Below are 19,386 nucleotides of genomic sequence, written 5' to 3'. Positions count from 1 at the left end.
ATAGTGGTATCGTATGCCTCAAGTAAGCCCAGAAATTGAAACGTTTGCCCGCATAAAGGTAGTGGGTGTAGGTGGTGCTGGTGGCGCCGCTGTAAATAGGATGGTAGAAGCCGGAGTTACCGGTGTAGAGTTTATTGTTATTAATACTGATGCTCAAGCAATCCACCACTCAAAGGCTCAGACTAAGCTTCATATTGGTGGAGATTCTACCAAAGGGCTTGGCGCTGGTGCTGACCCACAAGTGGGAGAAGATGCCGCTAATGTATCGCGTGACGATATTGCAAAGATATTAGAAGGCGCAGACATGGTATTTGTTACTATTGGCGCTGGTGGTGGTACCGGTAGCGGTGCTGGCCATGTCATTGCAGAAATTGCCAAAGAGCAAGGAGCCTTGGTGGTAGGATTTGCCACACGACCATTTGCGTTCGAGGGTGAAAAACGCCGCCGCAATGCTGAGTATGCAGTAGACAAACTTCGTACAGAAGTAGATACTCTTATAACCGTACCAAATGACAGACTTCTTCAGACGATTGACCGTAAAACACCACTGCTTGACGCTTTTAAGGTAGCTGATGACGTTTTAAGGCAGGGAGTGCAGGGTATTTCTGATTTAATAACGGTGCATGGGCTTATTAACCTTGACTTTGCAGATGTCCGTGCGGTCATGAGTAACGCTGGTAGCGCCTTAATGGGTATAGGAAGGGCAAGTGGTGACGACAGAGCCACAGAAGCTGCTCACCAGGCCATAGAATCACCACTACTAGAAGTTTCTATAGATGGCGCTCGTGGCATATTATTTAACGTGATTGGTGGCTTAGACATGTCTATGCACGAAATCAATGCTGCTGCCGAAACAATTACTGCTGCCGTTGACCCAGAGGCAAACATCATTTTTGGTGCAACCATCAACCCAGAGCTCGAGGGAGAAGTAATTATAACGGTTGTTGCAACGGGCTTTGAAGCGTCATATTTTGCCAACCGCCAGCAAATTCGTGAAACACAGGCACCTCTAGACGCTGCACCATCACAGGATGCACCATTGGTTGCCACCCCAGTATCTGAATTAAAAGCATCGCCCGAGTCTACGACAGATGATACTAAAGTGTCTCTTGGTGATGACACATCAGAAGAACCAGAAAAAGATGATAGTAAAAAGCTAGAAACAGTGAGCGATACGAAAACAATGACAGAAGAAGACATAAAAGATATTAATTTAGACGTAGACGACAAGCCGCATACTGCTAGTGATTTTACCGACGACAAGCCAGTGCCTAATATTTGGACTTTTGATGCTGACCACAAAGATGAAGATGAAGACAAGTTTGATAAGCCTTCGTTCTTGCGACGATTTACTCGTCGTGGCAAAAAACAGCAGGACGAAGACGATGATGACGAAAAAACCGATAACAAGGACGACGATAAATCTGCCGATAAAAAGTAACTAGTATTATTTGGCTGTGTACTAAATTACGACATTAAATGTATTGAAAACGCTATATAATGGGTATATCATACAGTACATACACGCTATATATAGCGATTGTACGTTAAAGCCTAAATAAGTAAGGAAACCAAGTGAAGTGTCATAACTGCAATTTTGCCGATACAAAAGTTATTGAATCTAGGGAAGTGGCCGACGGTGAATCAACGCGCCGCCGCCGCAAGTGTCCTCACTGCGACGCACGTTTTACTACCTATGAACGTAGAGAGCGTCCACAGCTCGTGGTGATAAAACAAGATAACTCTCGGCAATTGTTTGATAGAAACAAGTTATTGGCAGGGTTGCACAGAGCGTGCGAAAAAACTCCTGTAACAAATTTGCAACTAGAGCAGTTAGTGGCCAACATAGAAAACAAGCTTGCCAGCCAAGGTGACCCAGAAGTCTCTTCTCGCGCTATTGGCGAACTCGTCATGACAGAGCTTGCCAACCTTTCTGAGGTTGCGTATGTCCGTTTTGCGAGTGTTTATCGTCGTTTTGATGATATTACTGGCTTCGAGGCAGAACTGGCCCAAATAAGAGCGAAAAAGAATGTAGCAGACACTGCGCCGTAAACTTACTTATCTAATCGTCGCTGTTCGTTTTGTTTTGTAGCGTAGTGCCCATAGGCTTAAGATACAAAGCAAAGCGCGCTATAAGACGAACACACCACACAACATAGTGACGAGTACTTGTGGGAGGGTATTTGGTCGCTCAAAAAAAGTGGCGAGCTTTAATAAACATATCAAATAATTAACATAAAGTGAGGGTAGTACTATGGCAGAAACAACAACACTAGGGCTAGGGCGGTATTTTACGCGTTCGGGTAAGAAAGCGTATGATCAGCTTACTTGGGTAAAACGGGATTCTGAAATTATTAATCCAATGACAGGTGAAGCGGTGTTTGAACAAAAAGGCGTTGAGTTTCCAGAAGATTGGTCGCTGAATGCTATTAATATTGTCGCTCAAAAATATTTTGCAGGCACGCCAGGTGAAGCCGACAGAGAAGACGGCCTTAAGGTATTGATTGACCGTATTGTAGATACAATTACCAGAGCCGGTGTTCAAGAAGATTACTTTATAGACGATAAAGAGGCAGAAAGCTTTCGGGAAGAATTGAAGTTTATATTAGCCACTCAAAGGGCAGCTTTTAATTCGCCCGTCTGGTTTAATATTGGCGTACCATCACGCGCTCAGCAGGCGAGCGCTTGCTTTATTCTTGGAGTAGAAGACAGTATGCCTTCAATATTAAATTGGTACGTAGAAGAAGGCATGATATTTAAGGGTGGCTCAGGTGCTGGAATCAACTTGTCTAATCTTCGCTCTAGTGCAGAATCATTGAGTGCGAGCGGTGGCAAAGCAAGCGGGCCTGTGAGTTTTATGCGTGGGGCAGATGCCAGTGCTGGTACCATCAAAAGCGGTGGTAAGACAAGACGGGCCGCAAAAATGGTCATACTGAACGCTGACCACCCAGATATCGAAGAATTTATATGGACCAAAGCAATAGAAGAGCGCAAAGCACGAGCCTTGCAAGAGGCTGGCTTTGATATGAGCTTGAACGGTAAAGATAACTTTAGCGTGCAGTATCAGAATGCTAATAATTCGGTGCGGGTAACGGATGAATTTATGCAAGCAGCAGAAGCTGACGCTGACTGGGATTTAAAAGCGGTTACCACCGGAGAAACAGTCAAAACAGTGCGGGCACGTGATATCTTTAGGCAATTTGCCGAGGCAGCCTGGGAATGTGCCGACCCTGGTATGCAGTACGACACCACGATTAACCACTGGCATACGTCGCCAAACGCTGGCAGAATTAATGGCTCTAACCCTTGTAGTGAATACATGCACCTAGATAACTCAGCCTGTAATTTGGCAAGTATCAATCTTATGAAATACATCAAAGACGATAACACTTTTGATGTAGAAGCGTTTAAACATACCGTAGAAGTGGTATTTACTGCACAAGAAATTTTAGTGGGTTATTCTAGTTACCCAACAGATAGTATTGCTAAAAACGCTAAGGCCTACCGCGAACTAGGCATGGGCTATGCAAATATTGGTGCATTACTTATGGCCCAAGGCTTACCATATGATTCAGAAGAAGGTCGGGCGCAAGCAGCTGCAATTACCGCCATTATGACCGGACATGCCTATGCCACTAGCGCACGGCTTGCGCGCCGTGTTGGGCCATTTGCAGGGTATCATAAAGACAAAGAGGCAATGACACGAGTGCTTAGACAGCACCGCGCAGAAGTAGATAAAATTGACGCGCGCAGAGTTGCTGAAGACTTGTTAAGCAGTGCTGCAGAAACGTGGGACGAAGCCATTGAACTCGCAGAAATTCACGGCGTACGCAATAGCCAAGCTACCGTTTTAGCCCCAACAGGAACAATTGGGCTCATGATGGACTGTGATACAACAGGCATAGAGCCAGATCTTAGCTTAGTAAAGCATAAAAAATTAGTTGGTGGTGGAACGATGAGTATCGTTAATCGTACGGTACCACGGGCACTCCGCGAACTTGGCTATACCAAAGCACAAACAGATGAAATTGTGGCATACATAGACGAAGAAAAGACTATTGTTGGCGCGCCACACCTAAAGAAAGAGCATTTGCCAGTATTTGCGTGTTCTATGGGCGATAACACCATTCACTACCTGGGTCATGTAAAAATGATGGCTGCGGTTCAACCGTTTATTTCTGGTGCAATTAGCAAAACAGTGAATATGCCAGAAGAAGCAACCGTAGAAGATATTGAACAATTACATATTGATGCATGGAAAATGGGAGTGAAGGCGGTGGCAATTTACCGTGACAACTGCAAGGTTGCACAACCGCTTTCTACGGCCAAAAAAGATTCCGCCCAAGAACAACCAGCTGATAGCCTACAGGCTACTAAAGATGCATATATCGTCAAAAGTGCCATGAAACGCGAGCTTCCAAAACGGCGTAATAGTAAAACCTATGAGTTCCGGGTTGCAGACGCCAAAGGATTCTTTACGGTAGGCGAATACGAAGACGGCAAGCCGGGTGAATTGTTTATCCATGTGGCGAAGCAGGGATCTACACTATCTGGCCTGATGGACTCGTTTGCTATATCGGTGAGCCATGGCTTACAGTACGGTGTGCCACTAAAGAGTTACGTCAAGACGATGATGAGCCGTTCGTATGCCCCATCTGGTATTACAGATGATCCCCAAATTCGCACTGCTACATCTATAACCGATTACATTTTTAAGCGTCTTGGGCATGACTACTTGTCTTTTGACGATAAAATTGAATTAGGGCTGGCGAGTATCGATGATATCGATGATCTGCAACAGGCTTCATTACTTGACACTCCTGAGCCACAATCAGAGGAGACAATAGTGTCAAAATCAACAGATGAAGTGCAACCTACACCTGCACAATCAACAAAAAAAGTTGCCAAAGATAGCACTGCACCGTTATGCTATAACTGTGGGAACCAAACTCAGCGATCAGGCAGCTGCTACGTATGTACAGCGTGCGGATCGACAACAGGATGTAGTTAAACCAGAATAGGTGGATCAATGAAAGTAGCGGTTTTGTATCGGAGCAATTCAGAGCACGAACGATTAGTCAGCAATTTTGAACGTGAATTTGAATATCGGACAGGCCGCTCTTTTGTTAAATACGACGTCAACACTCGTGATGGCGCTGCAATGGCAAGCTTATATGATGTCATGCGCTATCCGAGTGTGTTGGCGCTAGCCGATGACGGACAAATGCTACAAATGTGGCAAGGCGACACGCTGCCGCTCATTAATGAAGTAACTTATTATAGTCCAGCTATGGCTGGTTGAAATTCCGACCAATAACAGATATAGTAATAACAGACAATTTATGAGATGCATTCCGTTTATGGATGAGTGGTTATCAGCCACGAAGCATTGCGAAGAACTAGCCCATAACGCTACACTAGACCGCAACGTTTGAAACTCACGTAAGTAGTTGTAACAAAGTAACTCCACCAAGTTATTCGGATGGTACCTTCCGCTAGCAATAGTCGGAATCCGAAGCAACGGGTGGTTTTTTATTTGAAAGGATACCTGTGAAGTTCAAAAAAGAGCAACGTAAAAAGCCAGCTGAATACGAAAAAGAGGTTGTTGAATACTGGAAACAGAATGACACGTTTAACAAATCTGTCGCCAACAGACCAGATAAAGATAGGTGGGTATTTTATGATGGTCCGCCATTCTTAACTGGGACACCACACCATGGCCATCTACTTATCTCTGCAGTCAAAGATTCGGTTGCACGGTACCAAACGATGAAAGGTAAACATGTTGAGCGTCGTTGGGGTTGGGATTGCCATGGTTTGCCAGCTGAGGTATTTGTAGAAAAACAACTTGGTATTACCAATAAAAAAGATATTGGTGTAAAAATTAGCATACCAGACTACGTAAATGCGTGTAGAGCCTCTATGGTGCAGACAGGAACGGAATGGGAAGACACCGTTGATAGAATAGGCCGCTGGGTTGAATTTAAGGGTGCTTACAAAACCATGGATAACGAATACATGGAATCGGTATGGTGGGCTTTTAAAGAGCTATACGAAAAAGGCAAAATCTACGAAGGCGAAAAAATACTCGTGTATTGCACAAAAGATGCCACCCCGATATCAAAGAGTGAAGTTGCCATGGAAAATAGTTACCAAGTAGATACTGACCCAAGCGTGTATGTGTATTTTAAACTAGAAGAAACCGATGAACACTTACTTGCCTGGACGACTACGCCATGGACATTACCTGCCAATGTTGCAATCGCTCTCCATTCTAAACTTACATATGCACTTGTAGAATACGATGGCAAAAAAGTGTATGTAGCAGATGCGGCCTTAGAGCGTGTGTTTAAAGATGGAAAAAAGCAACCATTAGCATACAAAGTGTTAAAAAAAGTGAAGGGGAGCGAGCTGGTTGGCAAGCGGTATCATCCGTTATTTGAAAACCATGGTCCAGAGGCACACAGAGTACTGCATGCAGAATTCGTAACCGCCGAAGACGGAACGGGCATTGTACACGAAGCACCAGCGTACGGTGAAGATGATTATGAGCTGTGTAAAACAGCTGGTATTCCAATAGTGTCAATGGTAGACGAAAACGGTAGTTATACGTCTGGCCGTTGGCAAGAACAAAACATTTGGGCCGTAAACAAAGAAATTGCCAAGACTTTGGTCGCCGAAGGTTCTGCAATGAAGGTTGAGTATATACAGCATGAATACCCACACTGCCATCGCTGTGGGTCTAAATTAATGTACCGGGCACATCCGAGTTGGTTTATGGATATCCAAGATCAAAAACAAGAAATGCTTGTGGCAAATAGTAAAACGAGCTGGACACCAAGCACCTTAAGGGATGGCCGCTTTGCAAACATTATAGATTCTGCTCCAGATTGGAACTTAAGCCGCGATAGATACTGGGCCACTCCAATACCAGTTTGGAAAGGCCAACGGCCCGATGGTACAGAGGTTATTAAGGTTGTAGGCAGTTACGCAGAATTTAAAGAGTTAACAGGTAAAAGCCTTAGCGATTATCATTTGCCAAATGTCATGGACGTAACGTTTACAGTAGATGGCGTAGAACTAAAGCACATTGGTAAGGTGATAGACTGTTGGTTCGAAAGTGGTAGTATGCCTTTTGCACAGTTCCATTATCCTTTTGAAAACGTCGCAAAGTTTAAAGAAAGTTTTCCGGCCGACTTTATTATAGAGGCTATTGACCAGACACGTGGCTGGTTTTACTCACTAATGGCGGTCAACGTAGGTTTATTTGGTAAGGCGCCATTTAAGAACCTAATATGTACAGGCTTTATAAATGCAGCGGATGGTAAAAAGATGAGTAAAAAACTCAAAAACTATACCGATCCAAACGAACTCATGGATGCATACGGAGCTGATAGCTTTCGGTTCTTGTTACTCGGTTCACCGCTACTTAACGGCGAAGACTTCTCACTTAAAGATAAAGAAGTTTTAGACGTGCAGCGCAAACTTGCCATGGTTTGGAATATGTATGATTTCTTTACATTGTATGCAGAAGTAGATAAATGGGAATATAATCCAAAGAATAAACCAGAAATATCAAAATTAAAGAACCTCTTAGATATATGGATAGTATCTAGGTTACACCAACTCTCCATAGAAGTAGACAAGAGCTTTGGCGACTACGATTTGCCAGGTGCAATCAAACCCATACTACCGTTTATAGATGATGCCAGTAACTGGTTTGTCCGCCGTAGTCGTAAACGATTCTGGAAGACAGACAACGACACCGACAAACAAGATGCCTATGCGACCTTGCACTACGTTTTAATGACACTTAGCCGTATTATGGCTCCAATCACACCGTTTATGAGCGAAGCGCTATACAGAAACCTCACTGGTAAAGAGTCGGTTCACCTCACTGACTGGCCACATTTTCAGTCTATAGATACATCTGTTATTGAACAAATGGCTCAGATAAGGGAACTCATAACCATAGGGCTATCACAACGTGCAGATGCAGGCATAAAAGTAAGACAACCATTAGCATCCGCACAGGTAAACACATCTGTACAAATACCGTCACACCTAGCAGATGCATACACAGCAATCTTACAAGAGGAGCTAAATGTTAAAACAGTAATGTTACAGCATGGTAAAGAGCCAAAGGTAACGATTGATACCACTCTAACAGATGAATTGTTAGCCGAGGGCATGGTACGAGACGTCGTCAGGCAGGTGCAATCAGCCCGTAAAAAAGCAGATTTTAATGTAGAAGATAGAATTTTATGTGAGCTAAGTACTCCTGATAAGAAGTTATCCCAGGCTATTGAGCATCATCAAGCTTATATATCTAAAGAGACGCTGTCATCACCACACGTATTACAAAACCCTATGTACAAGGACAGCGTTACAATAGGTGGTGCAACACTAACAATAGCCTTGGGGAAATAGTTCTCCCTAGCTACTCTTTACTAAAAGAGCTATATCTGGTACCATATCAGTTGACTAATTCATAAATGATAAGAGGATAGTAATGAAAAAAGCTGTAATCACCACCGGTGGTAAGCAATATATCGTGGCAGAAGGCGACACGTTGCAAGTAGAACTACTTTCTGAAGATAAGACCGTGACATTTGAGCCACTATTGGTGATTGACGGTGACAAAACACTCGTTGGTACTCCAGTAGTAACAGGCGCTAAAGTTACTGCAAAGGTAGACGAACAAGACGTCAAGACAGATAAAGTCGTATCTATTCGTTATAAAGCAAAAAAACGCGTTCATAAAACACGTGGTCATCGCCAACGCAAAACAACTATTACCATTAGTAAAATTGTTTAGTACACTTTTAAATAGACAGAACATAGACCTTATGAAGGGTAGTTTTACGTCAGTAAAAACGGCATTTTATAATTACAAGAGCTGTTTTTAATGAATAATCATTACATTAGACTGTGGATAAATCCACCACCTCAAATATTGTTGTTGTAATAATGTATACAGTGTGAAGCACTGTTGGTAGCTCTGTGTTTTTGTATTGCTACTGTAACGATGTTGTACACACAACACATTGTACACATTATTTACGACTTATTCACTTGTTTTCTATGTTCTATTTTTGTATACAAAGTGTCTTGTTCTCTTTGGCCAATCAGATATACTAAAACCTGTAAACCAAAACAGCGGTATACACACACAAACAACTAAACTAAAACAAAATCTAAAAAAACATGCTCAGCGCATTGCGCCATAGGTTCAAAAATAAGCCTGGCGTAAACAACACTATCTGTACACACCAACGCAGCAGCCACATCAGTCGGTCTGTGTTTTTTGTTTTTTATAGACTTACAAAATTATGTACATACGTACTACATCCTGGTAGTACCAATTCCCACTCAACCCGTATATTCCATCGCACCATCACTGCCAGCTCTCTTTTGTTCACCCTCACTCTCAGCCTCCTTACCGCTGTATATCTATATACGCCCGCCTTCACACCCAACGCGTTAGCAGCCGCTAACACCACCATTAACTTCCAAGCCCGTATCCTCACCAACACAGGCGCCCTGGTGCCTGATGGCTACTACAACGTTCAGTTTAAGCTGTACGATGCAGCCTCTGGTGGCACACTACTCTGGACAGACACTCGCTACGACACCAATGGTGCCGCACCTGGCAATGACTACCGTGTCCAGGTCAAGAACGGCTACCTGACCGTCAGCCTGGCAGATACCACGGCTGGTGGTACAGCCTTTCCTGGCACCATAGACTGGAGCCAAGAACTCTGGCTCAGCATGAACATCGGCGGTCCTACTCAAACCGCCACCCCACCATGGAATGGTGAGATGAACCCTCGCATCAAGGTAACGGCTGTACCATACGCCTTTGCTGCCCAACAAGCCCAAACCCTCAAAGGAGCCACGGGCTCCTTTACAGCTGACCAACTGGCCCAACTGGCACCTAGTGCCACCCAAACTGTCAACTCAGCCAACACGGCACTGCGGATCAACCAAACCGGAGCAGGTAGCTTACTGCAGTTCCAAGCCAGTGGCAATGACCGACTGCTACTGGCCGCCAATGGTAACCTCACCGTGGCGGGCACTGGTGTCTTTCAGGGTGCTAGTGTGTCTATTGGCACCACCTCCCAAGCAGGTGTCCTCACCTTAAGCGATGGCAGTACCAACACCACTACCATTCAAGCTGCTGCCACTGCCGGCAATCTGACCTTCACCCTCCCAAATGCTTACGGTGGTAGTGGTGACTGTATTGTTGGCAACGGAGCAGGTGGTCTATCTTTCAGTGCTACTTGTGGCTCAGGCGGTGGTGGCGCACCAGTTGGTGCCAGCTACCTCACCCTCGCCCTAGACGGTACCTTAACGGGTGAACGAGTCTTAACCGCTGGCACTAACATTAGCGTGGCTGACACAGGTGCCAATGGCACCCTGACCATCAATGTCGCCAACTCCCCAACCTTTAGTGGTACCCTCACCGTCCAGGGAGCAACCATCAGCGTTGGTACCACCTCCCAACTAGGTAGTCTCGTGCTCAACGATGGCTCTAGCAACACTACTACACTGCAGTCTGCTGCCATTGCTAGTAACCTAACCTTTAAGCTCCCGAGTGGCTATGGTGGTAGTGGTGACTGTATTGTCGGTGATGCAGCTGGTAACCTCAGCTTTAGTAGTACCTGTGGAACAGGTGGCAGTGGTAGTGCACCAATTGCCGCTAGCTACCTCACACTTGGTCCAGACGGCAGCCTAACTAACGAACGAGTCCTAACTGGCGGTAGTAACATTTCCATCACAGATGGTGGTGCGAATGGGAACCTAACAGTAGGTCTAATACTCTAGCCTCAGCGTCACAGCCGGCACTGGCTTATGTGGCGGTGGTAGTGTGGCTCTTGGTAGCGTACTACCATTAACCTCGCTAACACCACGGTAAGTGCTAACAGCTATGGTGGTGCTGGTACAGTGGCTACCTTTACAGTGGATGCCCAAGGTCGCTTAACCGCCGCCGGTAATACAGCAATTGCCATTAACGGTAACCAAATAACCACTGGAGTAGTTGGCCTGGGCTATGGCGGTACCGGCGCCACCACTGCTCAAGGTGCCATTAACACGCTATCTGGTCTGACGACGAATGGTGATCTGCTGTACTACAACGGTACGAACGCTACCCGACTCGCACGAGGTACTAATGGTCAGTGTCTAACGAGCAACGGCACAACCTTAGTGTGGGGTGACTGTAACGCTGGCGGGAGTGGTAACTATATCCAGAACACTACCGCCAACCAAAACAGTGCCAACTTTAATATGCAGTCAGCTGCTACTACTAGCGTCACCGCTAAGTTTAGAGCTATTGCTGCTCAAACAGCCGATGTCATTCAAGTTAGAGACTCTGGCGATACTTCAACTGTCTTTAGTGTCGCGCCGAACGGTAACCTAAGCGGCGGCACCCTGAATGGCGCGACCATCACGGGTGGTTCACTCAGTACGACACAAGTAAATGGTATTACAACTGCCAACATTGTCTTAACGAGTGGTTCCTACGCTGACCCAAGCTGGATTACCAGCTTAGCTAAAAGCAAGGTTGGTTTAGCGAATGTTGAAAACACCGCGCTTAGTACGTGGGCAGGGAGTAGTAACATTACGACGCTTGGTACCATTAGCAGTGGTGTCTGGAACGGCACAGATATTGCCATCGCCGATGGTGGTACTGGCTCGTCTACCGCCGCTGGTGCTCGCACGAACCTTGGCGCAACTACTGTCGGTGGCAACCTCTTTACCTTAACGAACCCTAGTGCGATCTCGTTCCTACGAGTGAATGCAGATAACACCGTCTCAGCGCTCGATGCAGCTAGCTTCAGAACGGCGATTGGTGCTGGTACGAGCAGTACTACTGGTACAGTGACGAGTGTATCTGGTAGCGGTGGCACCACCGGCTTAACCCTCACTGGTGGAGCCATTACAACCAGTGGTACCTTAACACTTGGTGGTACCTTAGCTGTCGCCAATGGCGGTACTGGCGCCACCACTGCTCAAGGTGCCATTAACACGCTATCTGGTCTGACGACGAATGGTGATCTGCTGTACTACAACGGTACGAACGCTACCCGACTCGCACGAGGTACTAATGGGCAGTGTCTAACGAGTAACGGCACAACCTTAGTGTGGGGTGACTGTAACGCTGGCGGGAGTGGTAACTATATCCAAAACAGTACTGCTAACCAAAACAGTGCCAACTTTAATATGCAGTCAGCGGCTACGACCAGCGTCACCGCTAAGTTTAGAGCGATTGCCGCGCAAACTGCCGATGTTATCCAAATTAGAGACAGTGCAGACGCCACCACCGTCTTTAGTGTCGCGCCGAACGGTAACCTAAGCGGCGGCACCCTGAATGGCGCGACCATCACGGGTGGTTCACTCAGTACGACACAAGTAAATGGTATTACAACTGCCAACATTGTCTTAACGAGTGGTTCCTACGCTGACCCAAGCTGGATTACCAGCTTAGCTAAAAGCAAGGTTGGTTTAGCGAATGTTGAAAACACCGCGCTTAGTACGTGGGCAGGGAGTAGTAACATTACGACGCTCGGTACCATTAGCAGTGGTGTCTGGAACGGCACAGATATTGCCATCGCCGATGGTGGTACTGGCTCGTCTACCGCCGCTGGTGCTCGCACGAACCTGGGCGCAACTACTGTCGGTGGCAACCTCTTTACCTTAACGAACCCTAGTGCGATCTCGTTCCTACGAGTGAATGCAGATAACACCGTCTCAGCGCTCGATGCAGCTAGCTTCAGAACGGCGATTGGTGCTGGTACGAGCAGTACTACTGGTACAGTGACGAGTGTATCTGGTAGCGGTGGCACCACCGGCTTAACCCTCACTGGTGGAGCCATTACAACCAGTGGTACCTTAACACTTGGTGGTACCTTAGCTGTCGCCAATGGCGGTACTGGCGCCACCACTGCTCAAGGTGCCATTAACACGTTAGCTGGTCTGACGACAGAAGGCGACTTACTATTTAGGAATGCTACCAATACTACGCGACTCGCACGTGGTACTACAAACCAATGTTTGTTGAGTACCGCTACGTCTATTCAATGGGGCAGCTGCTCAGCTGGTGGCTCTGGCTTTACCAGTATTACCCTAGCAGGCAACTCTGGCACAAACCAAACCATTAGTGAAGGCGACACACTCAGTGTCCGTGGTGATGGTACTGTCCTCACTGCTGTGGCTGGTGCCACCGACACCGTCACGCTTAGTGTCGTGAATAACTCTATTGGTGATGCCCAACTGGCCTACGACACGGGCCAGAACCTCACCACCACCAGCAATGTACAGTTTGCTAACCTTACCGCCACAGGTGACCTCACCGTCCAAGGCAACACCACCATTGGCAACAACGCCAGCCTAGACCGCTTAACCGTTACCTCACAACTCATCGGTACCAATGCACTGGTCTTCCAAGGAGCCACTGACAATGCCTACACCACCACCTTTGCGATTGCTGATCCAACCGTTAACCGTACCATCACATTCCCTAATGCCACGGGTACGGTCTGTCTCACAACTGGCAACTGTGCTGGTACTGGTGGCAATGGTGACATCCTGCAAGGTGGTAATACCTTTGGCAGTAACGTCATCATTGGGGCAGACGATGCCTTTGGCATAGAACTCCAAGCCAATGGCATTACCCGCTTTAGCATAGACAACCTAGGTGCTGGTCTGATGAACGGCCCGCTTAGTGTGGCTGGCACCTTCACGGTCAATACTGACAAGTTAGTGGTCAACACTTCGTCCGGCAACACTGCCATTGGTTCTACTGACACCAGTACGTACAAGTTGAATGTTGCTGGAACCCTAAACACATCTGGTGCTATTACAACCACTGGCAACTTCTCCCAAACCGGTGCCACCACCTTCTCAACCGGTACAGGTACTAATACTCTCAATGGTGCTACAACCCTAGCTAGCACTCTACAAGTAAACGGCAACACTACTCTAGGTGATGCTAACACTGACACTACTACAGTAAGAGGCTTAACAACTCTGAGTGACTCTAGCTCTACCTATCCACTACGCTTTGGTGCAGATGTTGACCTATACCGTGGTGCTGCTAACCGCTTAGACTTAGCAACTGGGGATAGTCTAAATCTTTCATCTACAGGCAATCTTCAAACCAATGGTACCACTCGCCTAACTGGCGGCGGTATCCTTCAAAATGTTACTTACCAAGGTAATACTATAGCGAACACTTACCTCACAGGTTCTGGTGCTCTAACTGTTACAGCAGGTACAGGCCTAAGTGGCGGTGGCTCTGTTGCTTTGGGTGGTAGCACAACCATAAATCTAGCTAATACTAGTGTAAGTGCTAATAGCTACGGAAGTGCGTCGAGTGTAGCTACATTCACAGTAGATGCCCAAGGTAGGCTAACTGCAGCAGGCAACACAGCCATAGCTATAAACGGAAATCAAATTACTAGCGGTACTGTTGCCGTCGCTAACGGTGGTACCGGAGCAACTAATGCAGCTGGTGCCAGAACAAACTTAGTATTGCCACAAGCTGCTTCTTCTTCTGATGATAACAGTATATACAGTAAAGATTCTCGTGCTGTAAATGATGCACCGCAGGATAGAAATCGTGGATTATATGTAGATTTTAAGCAAAATGCAACAAATGGCTTAAGTGATGGCGGTACATATAACGGTGTACTTAACTTTAGAAAATACGGTAGTGGAACAGATATGTCTGGCGGAGAAGTAACACAGCTTGCTGTTACAGATAATGACAATTTATGGATTAGAAACTCAACTAGCGGAACGACATGGGGCTCTTGTTACAAGTTTTGGCACAGTGGTAATGATGGTGCGAGCTCAGGCTTAGACGCAGACTTACTCGACGGTCAATCGGGTAGCTATTATCAAAACGCTACCAACATCAATGCCGGTACGCTTGGCGACAGTTATCTTAGTGCTAATGTCGCACTACTTAATAACACTCAAACATTTAGTGGGGCTAAGACATTTAGTGCAACTTTAACGGCTGCAGCCATAAATATGTCGGGTAACTTCTCCCAAACTGGTGCCACTACGTTTAGCACTGGTACAGGTACCAACACACTTAATGGTGCCACCAGCATTACAAGCACTCTTAGTGTTACTGGTAACGCTACCTTTGACACAAACACATTATTTGTAGATGCGGCTAATAATAGAGTGGGGATTCTAGCTCTACCTATCCACTACGCTTTGGTGCTGATGTTGACCTATACCGTGGTGCTGCTAACCCTTAGACTTAGCAACTGGGGATAGTCTAAATCTTTCATCTACAGGTAATCTTCAAACCAACGGCACTACTCGCCTAACTGGCGGCGGCGTCCTCAAAATGTTACTTACCAAGGTAATACTATAGCGAACACATACCTCACAGGTTCTGGTGCTCTAACTGTTACAGCAGGTACAGGCCTAAGTGGCGGTGGCTCTGTTGCTTTGGGTGGTAGCACAACCATAAATCTAGCTAATACTAGTGTAAGTGCTAATAGCTACGGAAGTGCGTCGAGTGTAGCTACATTCACAGTAGATGCCCAAGGTAGGCTAACTGCAGCAGGCAACACAGCCATAGCTATAAACGGAAATCAAATTACTAGCGGAACAGTTGCTGATGCTAGATTAAGCAGCAATGTAGCACTACTTAATGCTACGCAGACATTCACCGGCAAAATACATTTAATGACGACATAGCGTTAAATGGGGCGGGTGATTCTTTACAACTACTGGTGCGACTAACTTAACTCTACCTACTAGTGGTACCGTCTGTACCACTGCTACGTGTCTGACCTCATTTTCTGAAGCAGATACCCTCGCTACTGTTACTGGTAGAGGAGCCAGCACTGCTACAGCGTCTACCTTTAGTGGTGGGCTAACAGCTAGCGGTGGGCTCAATGCAACGGGTACAGGTACTGGTCTTAGTGTTACCAACAATGCCACCATTGGTGGCACACTTGGTGTAACTGGTGACATTACAGCAAGTGCTAGAATTCTACAGTCTACAAGTGGTATTCTGGTCGCGACAAAAGATGATATATCTGTTCGCACTGAAAGTGGTTTCTACCAAACATCATCTGCAACTATTGCAGAAGGTTGGCCAGCCGATACCGGTGGCTGGTACCAACTACTTTCCAGCACGCATAGCAATACAGGTAATTATTACTCTATGCAGTTTGCAAGTAATTACAATAATATTAATGAACTATATTTTAGGCAAACTTCTGGAAATGGAAGTGCAGCATGGGTGAAGGTATGGCATAGTGGGAACGACGGTACAGGTTCAGGGTTAGACGCTGATACCTTGGATGGTTTGAACTCTAGTGCTTTTGCCCTAGCCGGGTCAGGTGTCGCCAGTTTGAACAGTCTAACAGGCGCATTAAGCATTCAAGGTACTGCAAACCAAGTAACCGTTACACCAAGCGGTAGCAACATAACCTTAAGCCTACCGCAAAGTATAGCCACTACAAATAGCCCAACATTTAATGCTTTAACACTCAATGCAGCCACAGCCACCAATAGACTCTCTTGGCCTGGTGGCGGCATGTATAGAATGACTGACCAAGGGGGTTTTGCTCAGTATTCTGATAGCTCAGTACTGCTACACGCTGGTGATAATGGAGTAGCTCTTGTAAGTGACTTAGGTATAGTCGCCGGAACAACTGCAGAAGAACTGTACTTAACAGCTGATGGCTCAGTTAAAATAGTCACTAACAGGCAAACTAATTACGTCACTAGCTTTACGTCTACGTTTAATACAGACGGCTCGTTGACTGTACCAACGGGAATAGGCATAAATTTATCAAGCGCAGCTAGACAAATAGACATACTGCAGCCAACCGCTGACAGTAGCTCTGGCTTATTAGTGCGTTCTGCTACTACTGCGACAAATGTAGCAGGACTATTATGGGCTGGAACGGGTGGATTTGTTATTCAGAGCACTCTCGGCAATCTTACAGGAAGCGCAAATATACACTTGCGAACAGGTACTACAGATCGTATATTTGTGCGAGCTTCAGACGGTAATGTGGGTATAGGGACGAGTAATCCAACGGCAACGCTTACTGTTGGGCCAAACCCTGTTGCAATATTAAACTCTAATGAGCTTTTCCAAATTGCAAAGACAGGCGATGCATATATGACAATTGCAGATGGTACAGCGAAACTGCTAATGGGCACAACTAGTGGCCTACCTTTTATCGGTACGCAAACTGCCACAGATATGACATTTAGAACAAGCAATTCTGAAAGAATTAGGATACAAGCTGGCGGTAATGTCGCTATAGGCTATACGAACCCTAATGGATACAAGCTGGCAGTTAATGGGTCGATTTATACAAGTGGATATTTGCATATTAACAACGGTAGCCCTACAATTCAACTCACAGACACAGACCACAGAAGTGCTATGGTGCATGTTAATAGTAATAGATTTTATGTTCTTAGAGGCTGTGGTACCAATGATACAAATTGGTGCCAATACAACTCTAGGTGGCCGCTTGAGGTTGACTTAGAAGACAATACAACATGGCTGGGTGGTGCACTATATGTAACTAATGGATTGTCTCAATTTCGCATTTGGACTGGCGCTGCTGGTACTGGCTACTTAGGTGCTGATGGAATAGCCTCCATATCAATAAGAACTGATTGGGGTAATCAGTGGGTGACCATAGGTGATCCAGCCAGGCGGATGAATTTGTCTGTAAGAGGTGGCTACGATTGTTTAATAGGTGACGACTTATCTCCTAGCTGTACTTCAGACTCAAGGCTGAAAACTACTTACGGTAATGCTGAGAGCAATCTATCTAAAATAATGCAACTACAGCCTACATACTATAAATTGAACACTAATCTATCAGGAAAAATGTCTATGGGCTTATTAGCACAAGACGTGCAAGAAGTATTACCTGAATTTGTTACGACGGGTGAAGACGGATATTTGCGACTAAGTTATGGGGCTTTAGTCACTCCTCTCATTGGTGCAGTCCAAGAACAACAAGCCATGATTACCGATGCCCAAGCTCGTCTCACTACCCTAGAAAACTCCCTCCAACCTGCCTCTAACAACATCCTAGACCTTACCAATGGTGGAACCATACAGGGTAACTTAAATGTAGTAGGTAACCTAAATGTCACCGGCCCAGTAACTATGAAGAGCCTAACAGTTACAGACGATGTCGTCATAGCCGGCAACCTAACAGTCCAGAATGTCACAGTAGCTAACCTAACAGTTAACGGCCATATCATAACAGCAGGGAATACTCCAGTAGCAACACCAGGTACAGCAGCAGGTACAGAAGACACCCTAAACAACATATCTGCCCCACAAGTAACCATAGAAGGTAACGACACCGCCGGTACCATAACTATAGTTGCTGGTGCTAATACTACGGCTGGAACGCTTGCAGAGGTTACGTTTAATCAAGCATTCGGTAACACCCCCAAGGTAGTAATTACTGGCCAAGACATAGACAGTGCCAGTATACAAGTATTTGCAACACCAACTGCTAATGGTTTTACTTTTGGGACACCCAACACCACGCAAACCAGCAAAACATACAAGTATTCATACTTTGTAATAGAGTAATGTTGCACCAGTAATTATCAAAATTACCTTTAAACTCTCTATATCCATGTGGATAACTTTACTCTCTCAAATATTGTTGTTGTAATAATGCATACAGTGTGAAGCACTGTTGGTAGCTCTATGTTTTATATATTGCTACTGTAACGATGTAAGTAACGCTACATATTGTACACACTATGTATGTGTTTTTATGTTTTTTTCTGTGTTCTATTTTTGTATACAAAAAGTCTTGTACATCTCTGTTGCCTCAGATATGCTGGTAAGTAAGTTTGTCAAAAGCAAAAAACTAAATAAACAAAGTCATCCGCAGACAAACCGCAGCACACATCAAGTAAGGCGTTGCCCGCAACAATGCACTACTTGAAATAAAAAACATTAAAAACAATACAGATTCCGCAGTGAACAGACTATCCCGCACTAGTCACATACTTTCACGCACCCGTCATCTCCTCCGTCGTCGTGGTAAGGCCGCACCTACCCACAAGACAACAAAGCAGATGATCCACGAGGTGCTTCTTTTGCATGCTGTACTTCCTCCATCATCTAACAACTTGCATCCAGCAGTTCGGTCTTCTCTCGTAACAAAGCTTTCCCGCTTTGCTTTGCTTGCTCTTGCTCTTGTCACCATCCTCTCCTTGTATATATATCTATATACGCCCGCCTTCACGCCCGTAGCTAAAGCAGCCGCTAACACCACCATTAACTTCCAAGCCCGTATCCTCACCAACACAGGTGCGCTGGTGCCTGATGGCTACTACAACGTTCAGTTTAAG

At 45.7% G+C, this 19,386-nt stretch carries 12 protein-coding genes; 11 read left to right on the top strand and 1 reads right to left on the bottom strand.

Annotated elements, in window-relative coordinates; all coding sequences use genetic code 11:
• Window positions 1-13: 13 nt before the first annotated feature.
• From ftsZ to H6795_02210, 9 genes are all read left to right on the top strand, one after another.
• Entirely contained in the window at window positions 14-1,441 is a 1,428-nt protein-coding gene (ftsZ, locus tag H6795_02250; GenBank protein ID MCB9817342.1) for a cell division protein FtsZ, read from the top strand.
• 134 nt (window positions 1,442-1,575) lie between these two features.
• A complete protein-coding gene (gene nrdR / locus H6795_02245) occupies window positions 1,576-2,052 on the top strand; it encodes a transcriptional repressor NrdR (protein ID MCB9817341.1) in 477 nt (158 codons plus the stop codon).
• Between the two features lie 202 nt (window positions 2,053-2,254).
• Complete coding sequence (locus H6795_02240; protein MCB9817340.1) at window positions 2,255-5,011, top strand: vitamin B12-dependent ribonucleotide reductase; 2,757 nt, start codon at window positions 2,255-2,257, stop codon at window positions 5,009-5,011.
• Window positions 5,012-5,029: 18 nt separating this feature from the next.
• Window positions 5,030-5,302, top strand: a complete 273-nt coding sequence (locus H6795_02235) for a hypothetical protein (protein ID MCB9817339.1) — start codon at window positions 5,030-5,032, stop codon at window positions 5,300-5,302.
• A 248-nt stretch (window positions 5,303-5,550) separates the two neighbouring features.
• Complete coding sequence (locus H6795_02230; protein MCB9817338.1) at window positions 5,551-8,430, top strand: isoleucine--tRNA ligase; 2,880 nt, start codon at window positions 5,551-5,553, stop codon at window positions 8,428-8,430.
• An 82-nt stretch (window positions 8,431-8,512) separates the two neighbouring features.
• Window positions 8,513-8,818 (top strand): 50S ribosomal protein L21, encoded by a 306-nt coding sequence (gene rplU, locus H6795_02225; GenBank protein MCB9817337.1) that lies wholly within the window; start codon window positions 8,513-8,515, stop codon window positions 8,816-8,818.
• A gap of 596 nt (window positions 8,819-9,414) precedes the next feature.
• Complete coding sequence (locus H6795_02220; protein MCB9817336.1) at window positions 9,415-10,827, top strand: hypothetical protein; 1,413 nt, start codon at window positions 9,415-9,417, stop codon at window positions 10,825-10,827.
• A gap of 120 nt (window positions 10,828-10,947) precedes the next feature.
• The gene (locus tag H6795_02215; GenBank protein ID MCB9817335.1) at window positions 10,948-15,294 is read left to right on the top strand and encodes a hypothetical protein; all 4,347 of its coding nucleotides are present in this window, start codon (window positions 10,948-10,950) and stop codon (window positions 15,292-15,294) included.
• A 177-nt stretch (window positions 15,295-15,471) separates the two neighbouring features.
• On the top strand, window positions 15,472-15,723 hold the full coding sequence (locus tag H6795_02210; protein ID MCB9817334.1) for a hypothetical protein: 252 nt from the start codon (window positions 15,472-15,474) through the stop codon (window positions 15,721-15,723).
• Here the strand turns inward: H6795_02210 and H6795_02205 are convergent.
• Window positions 15,709-16,077: a hypothetical protein gene (locus H6795_02205; protein MCB9817333.1), complete on the bottom strand. Its 369-nt coding sequence runs from the start codon at window positions 16,075-16,077 to the stop codon at window positions 15,709-15,711. The genes H6795_02210 and H6795_02205 overlap by 15 nt on opposite strands.
• 118 nt (window positions 16,078-16,195) lie before the next feature.
• Between H6795_02205 and H6795_02200 the strand changes: the two genes are divergently transcribed.
• Complete coding sequence (locus tag H6795_02200; protein ID MCB9817332.1) at window positions 16,196-18,613, top strand: tail fiber domain-containing protein; 2,418 nt, start codon at window positions 16,196-16,198, stop codon at window positions 18,611-18,613.
• A 497-nt stretch (window positions 18,614-19,110) separates the two neighbouring features.
• On the top strand, window positions 19,111-19,386 hold a 276-nt coding region (locus H6795_02195), incomplete at its 3' end, for a hypothetical protein (GenBank protein ID MCB9817331.1).

The sequence above is a fragment of the Candidatus Nomurabacteria bacterium genome, from assembly GCA_020631975.1.
Taxonomy (GTDB): Bacteria; Patescibacteriota; Saccharimonadia; order Saccharimonadales; family CAIOMD01; genus JACKGO01.
This window is presented reverse-complemented; position numbering and strand designations above follow the sequence as displayed.

Excerpts from the sequence above, each read along its gene's own strand:
- H6795_02240 (MCB9817340.1), top strand. The coding sequence starts at position 2,255 with ATGGCAGAAACAACAACACTAGGGCTAGGGCGGTATTTTACGCGTTCG.
- H6795_02235 (MCB9817339.1), top strand. The coding sequence starts at position 5,030 with ATGAAAGTAGCGGTTTTGTATCGGAGCAATTCAGAGCACGAACGATTA.
- ftsZ (MCB9817342.1), top strand. The coding sequence starts at position 14 with ATGCCTCAAGTAAGCCCAGAAATTGAAACGTTTGCCCGCATAAAGGTA.
- H6795_02200 (MCB9817332.1), top strand. The coding sequence starts at position 16,196 with ATGCAGTTTGCAAGTAATTACAATAATATTAATGAACTATATTTTAGG.
- rplU (MCB9817337.1), top strand. The coding sequence starts at position 8,513 with ATGAAAAAAGCTGTAATCACCACCGGTGGTAAGCAATATATCGTGGCA.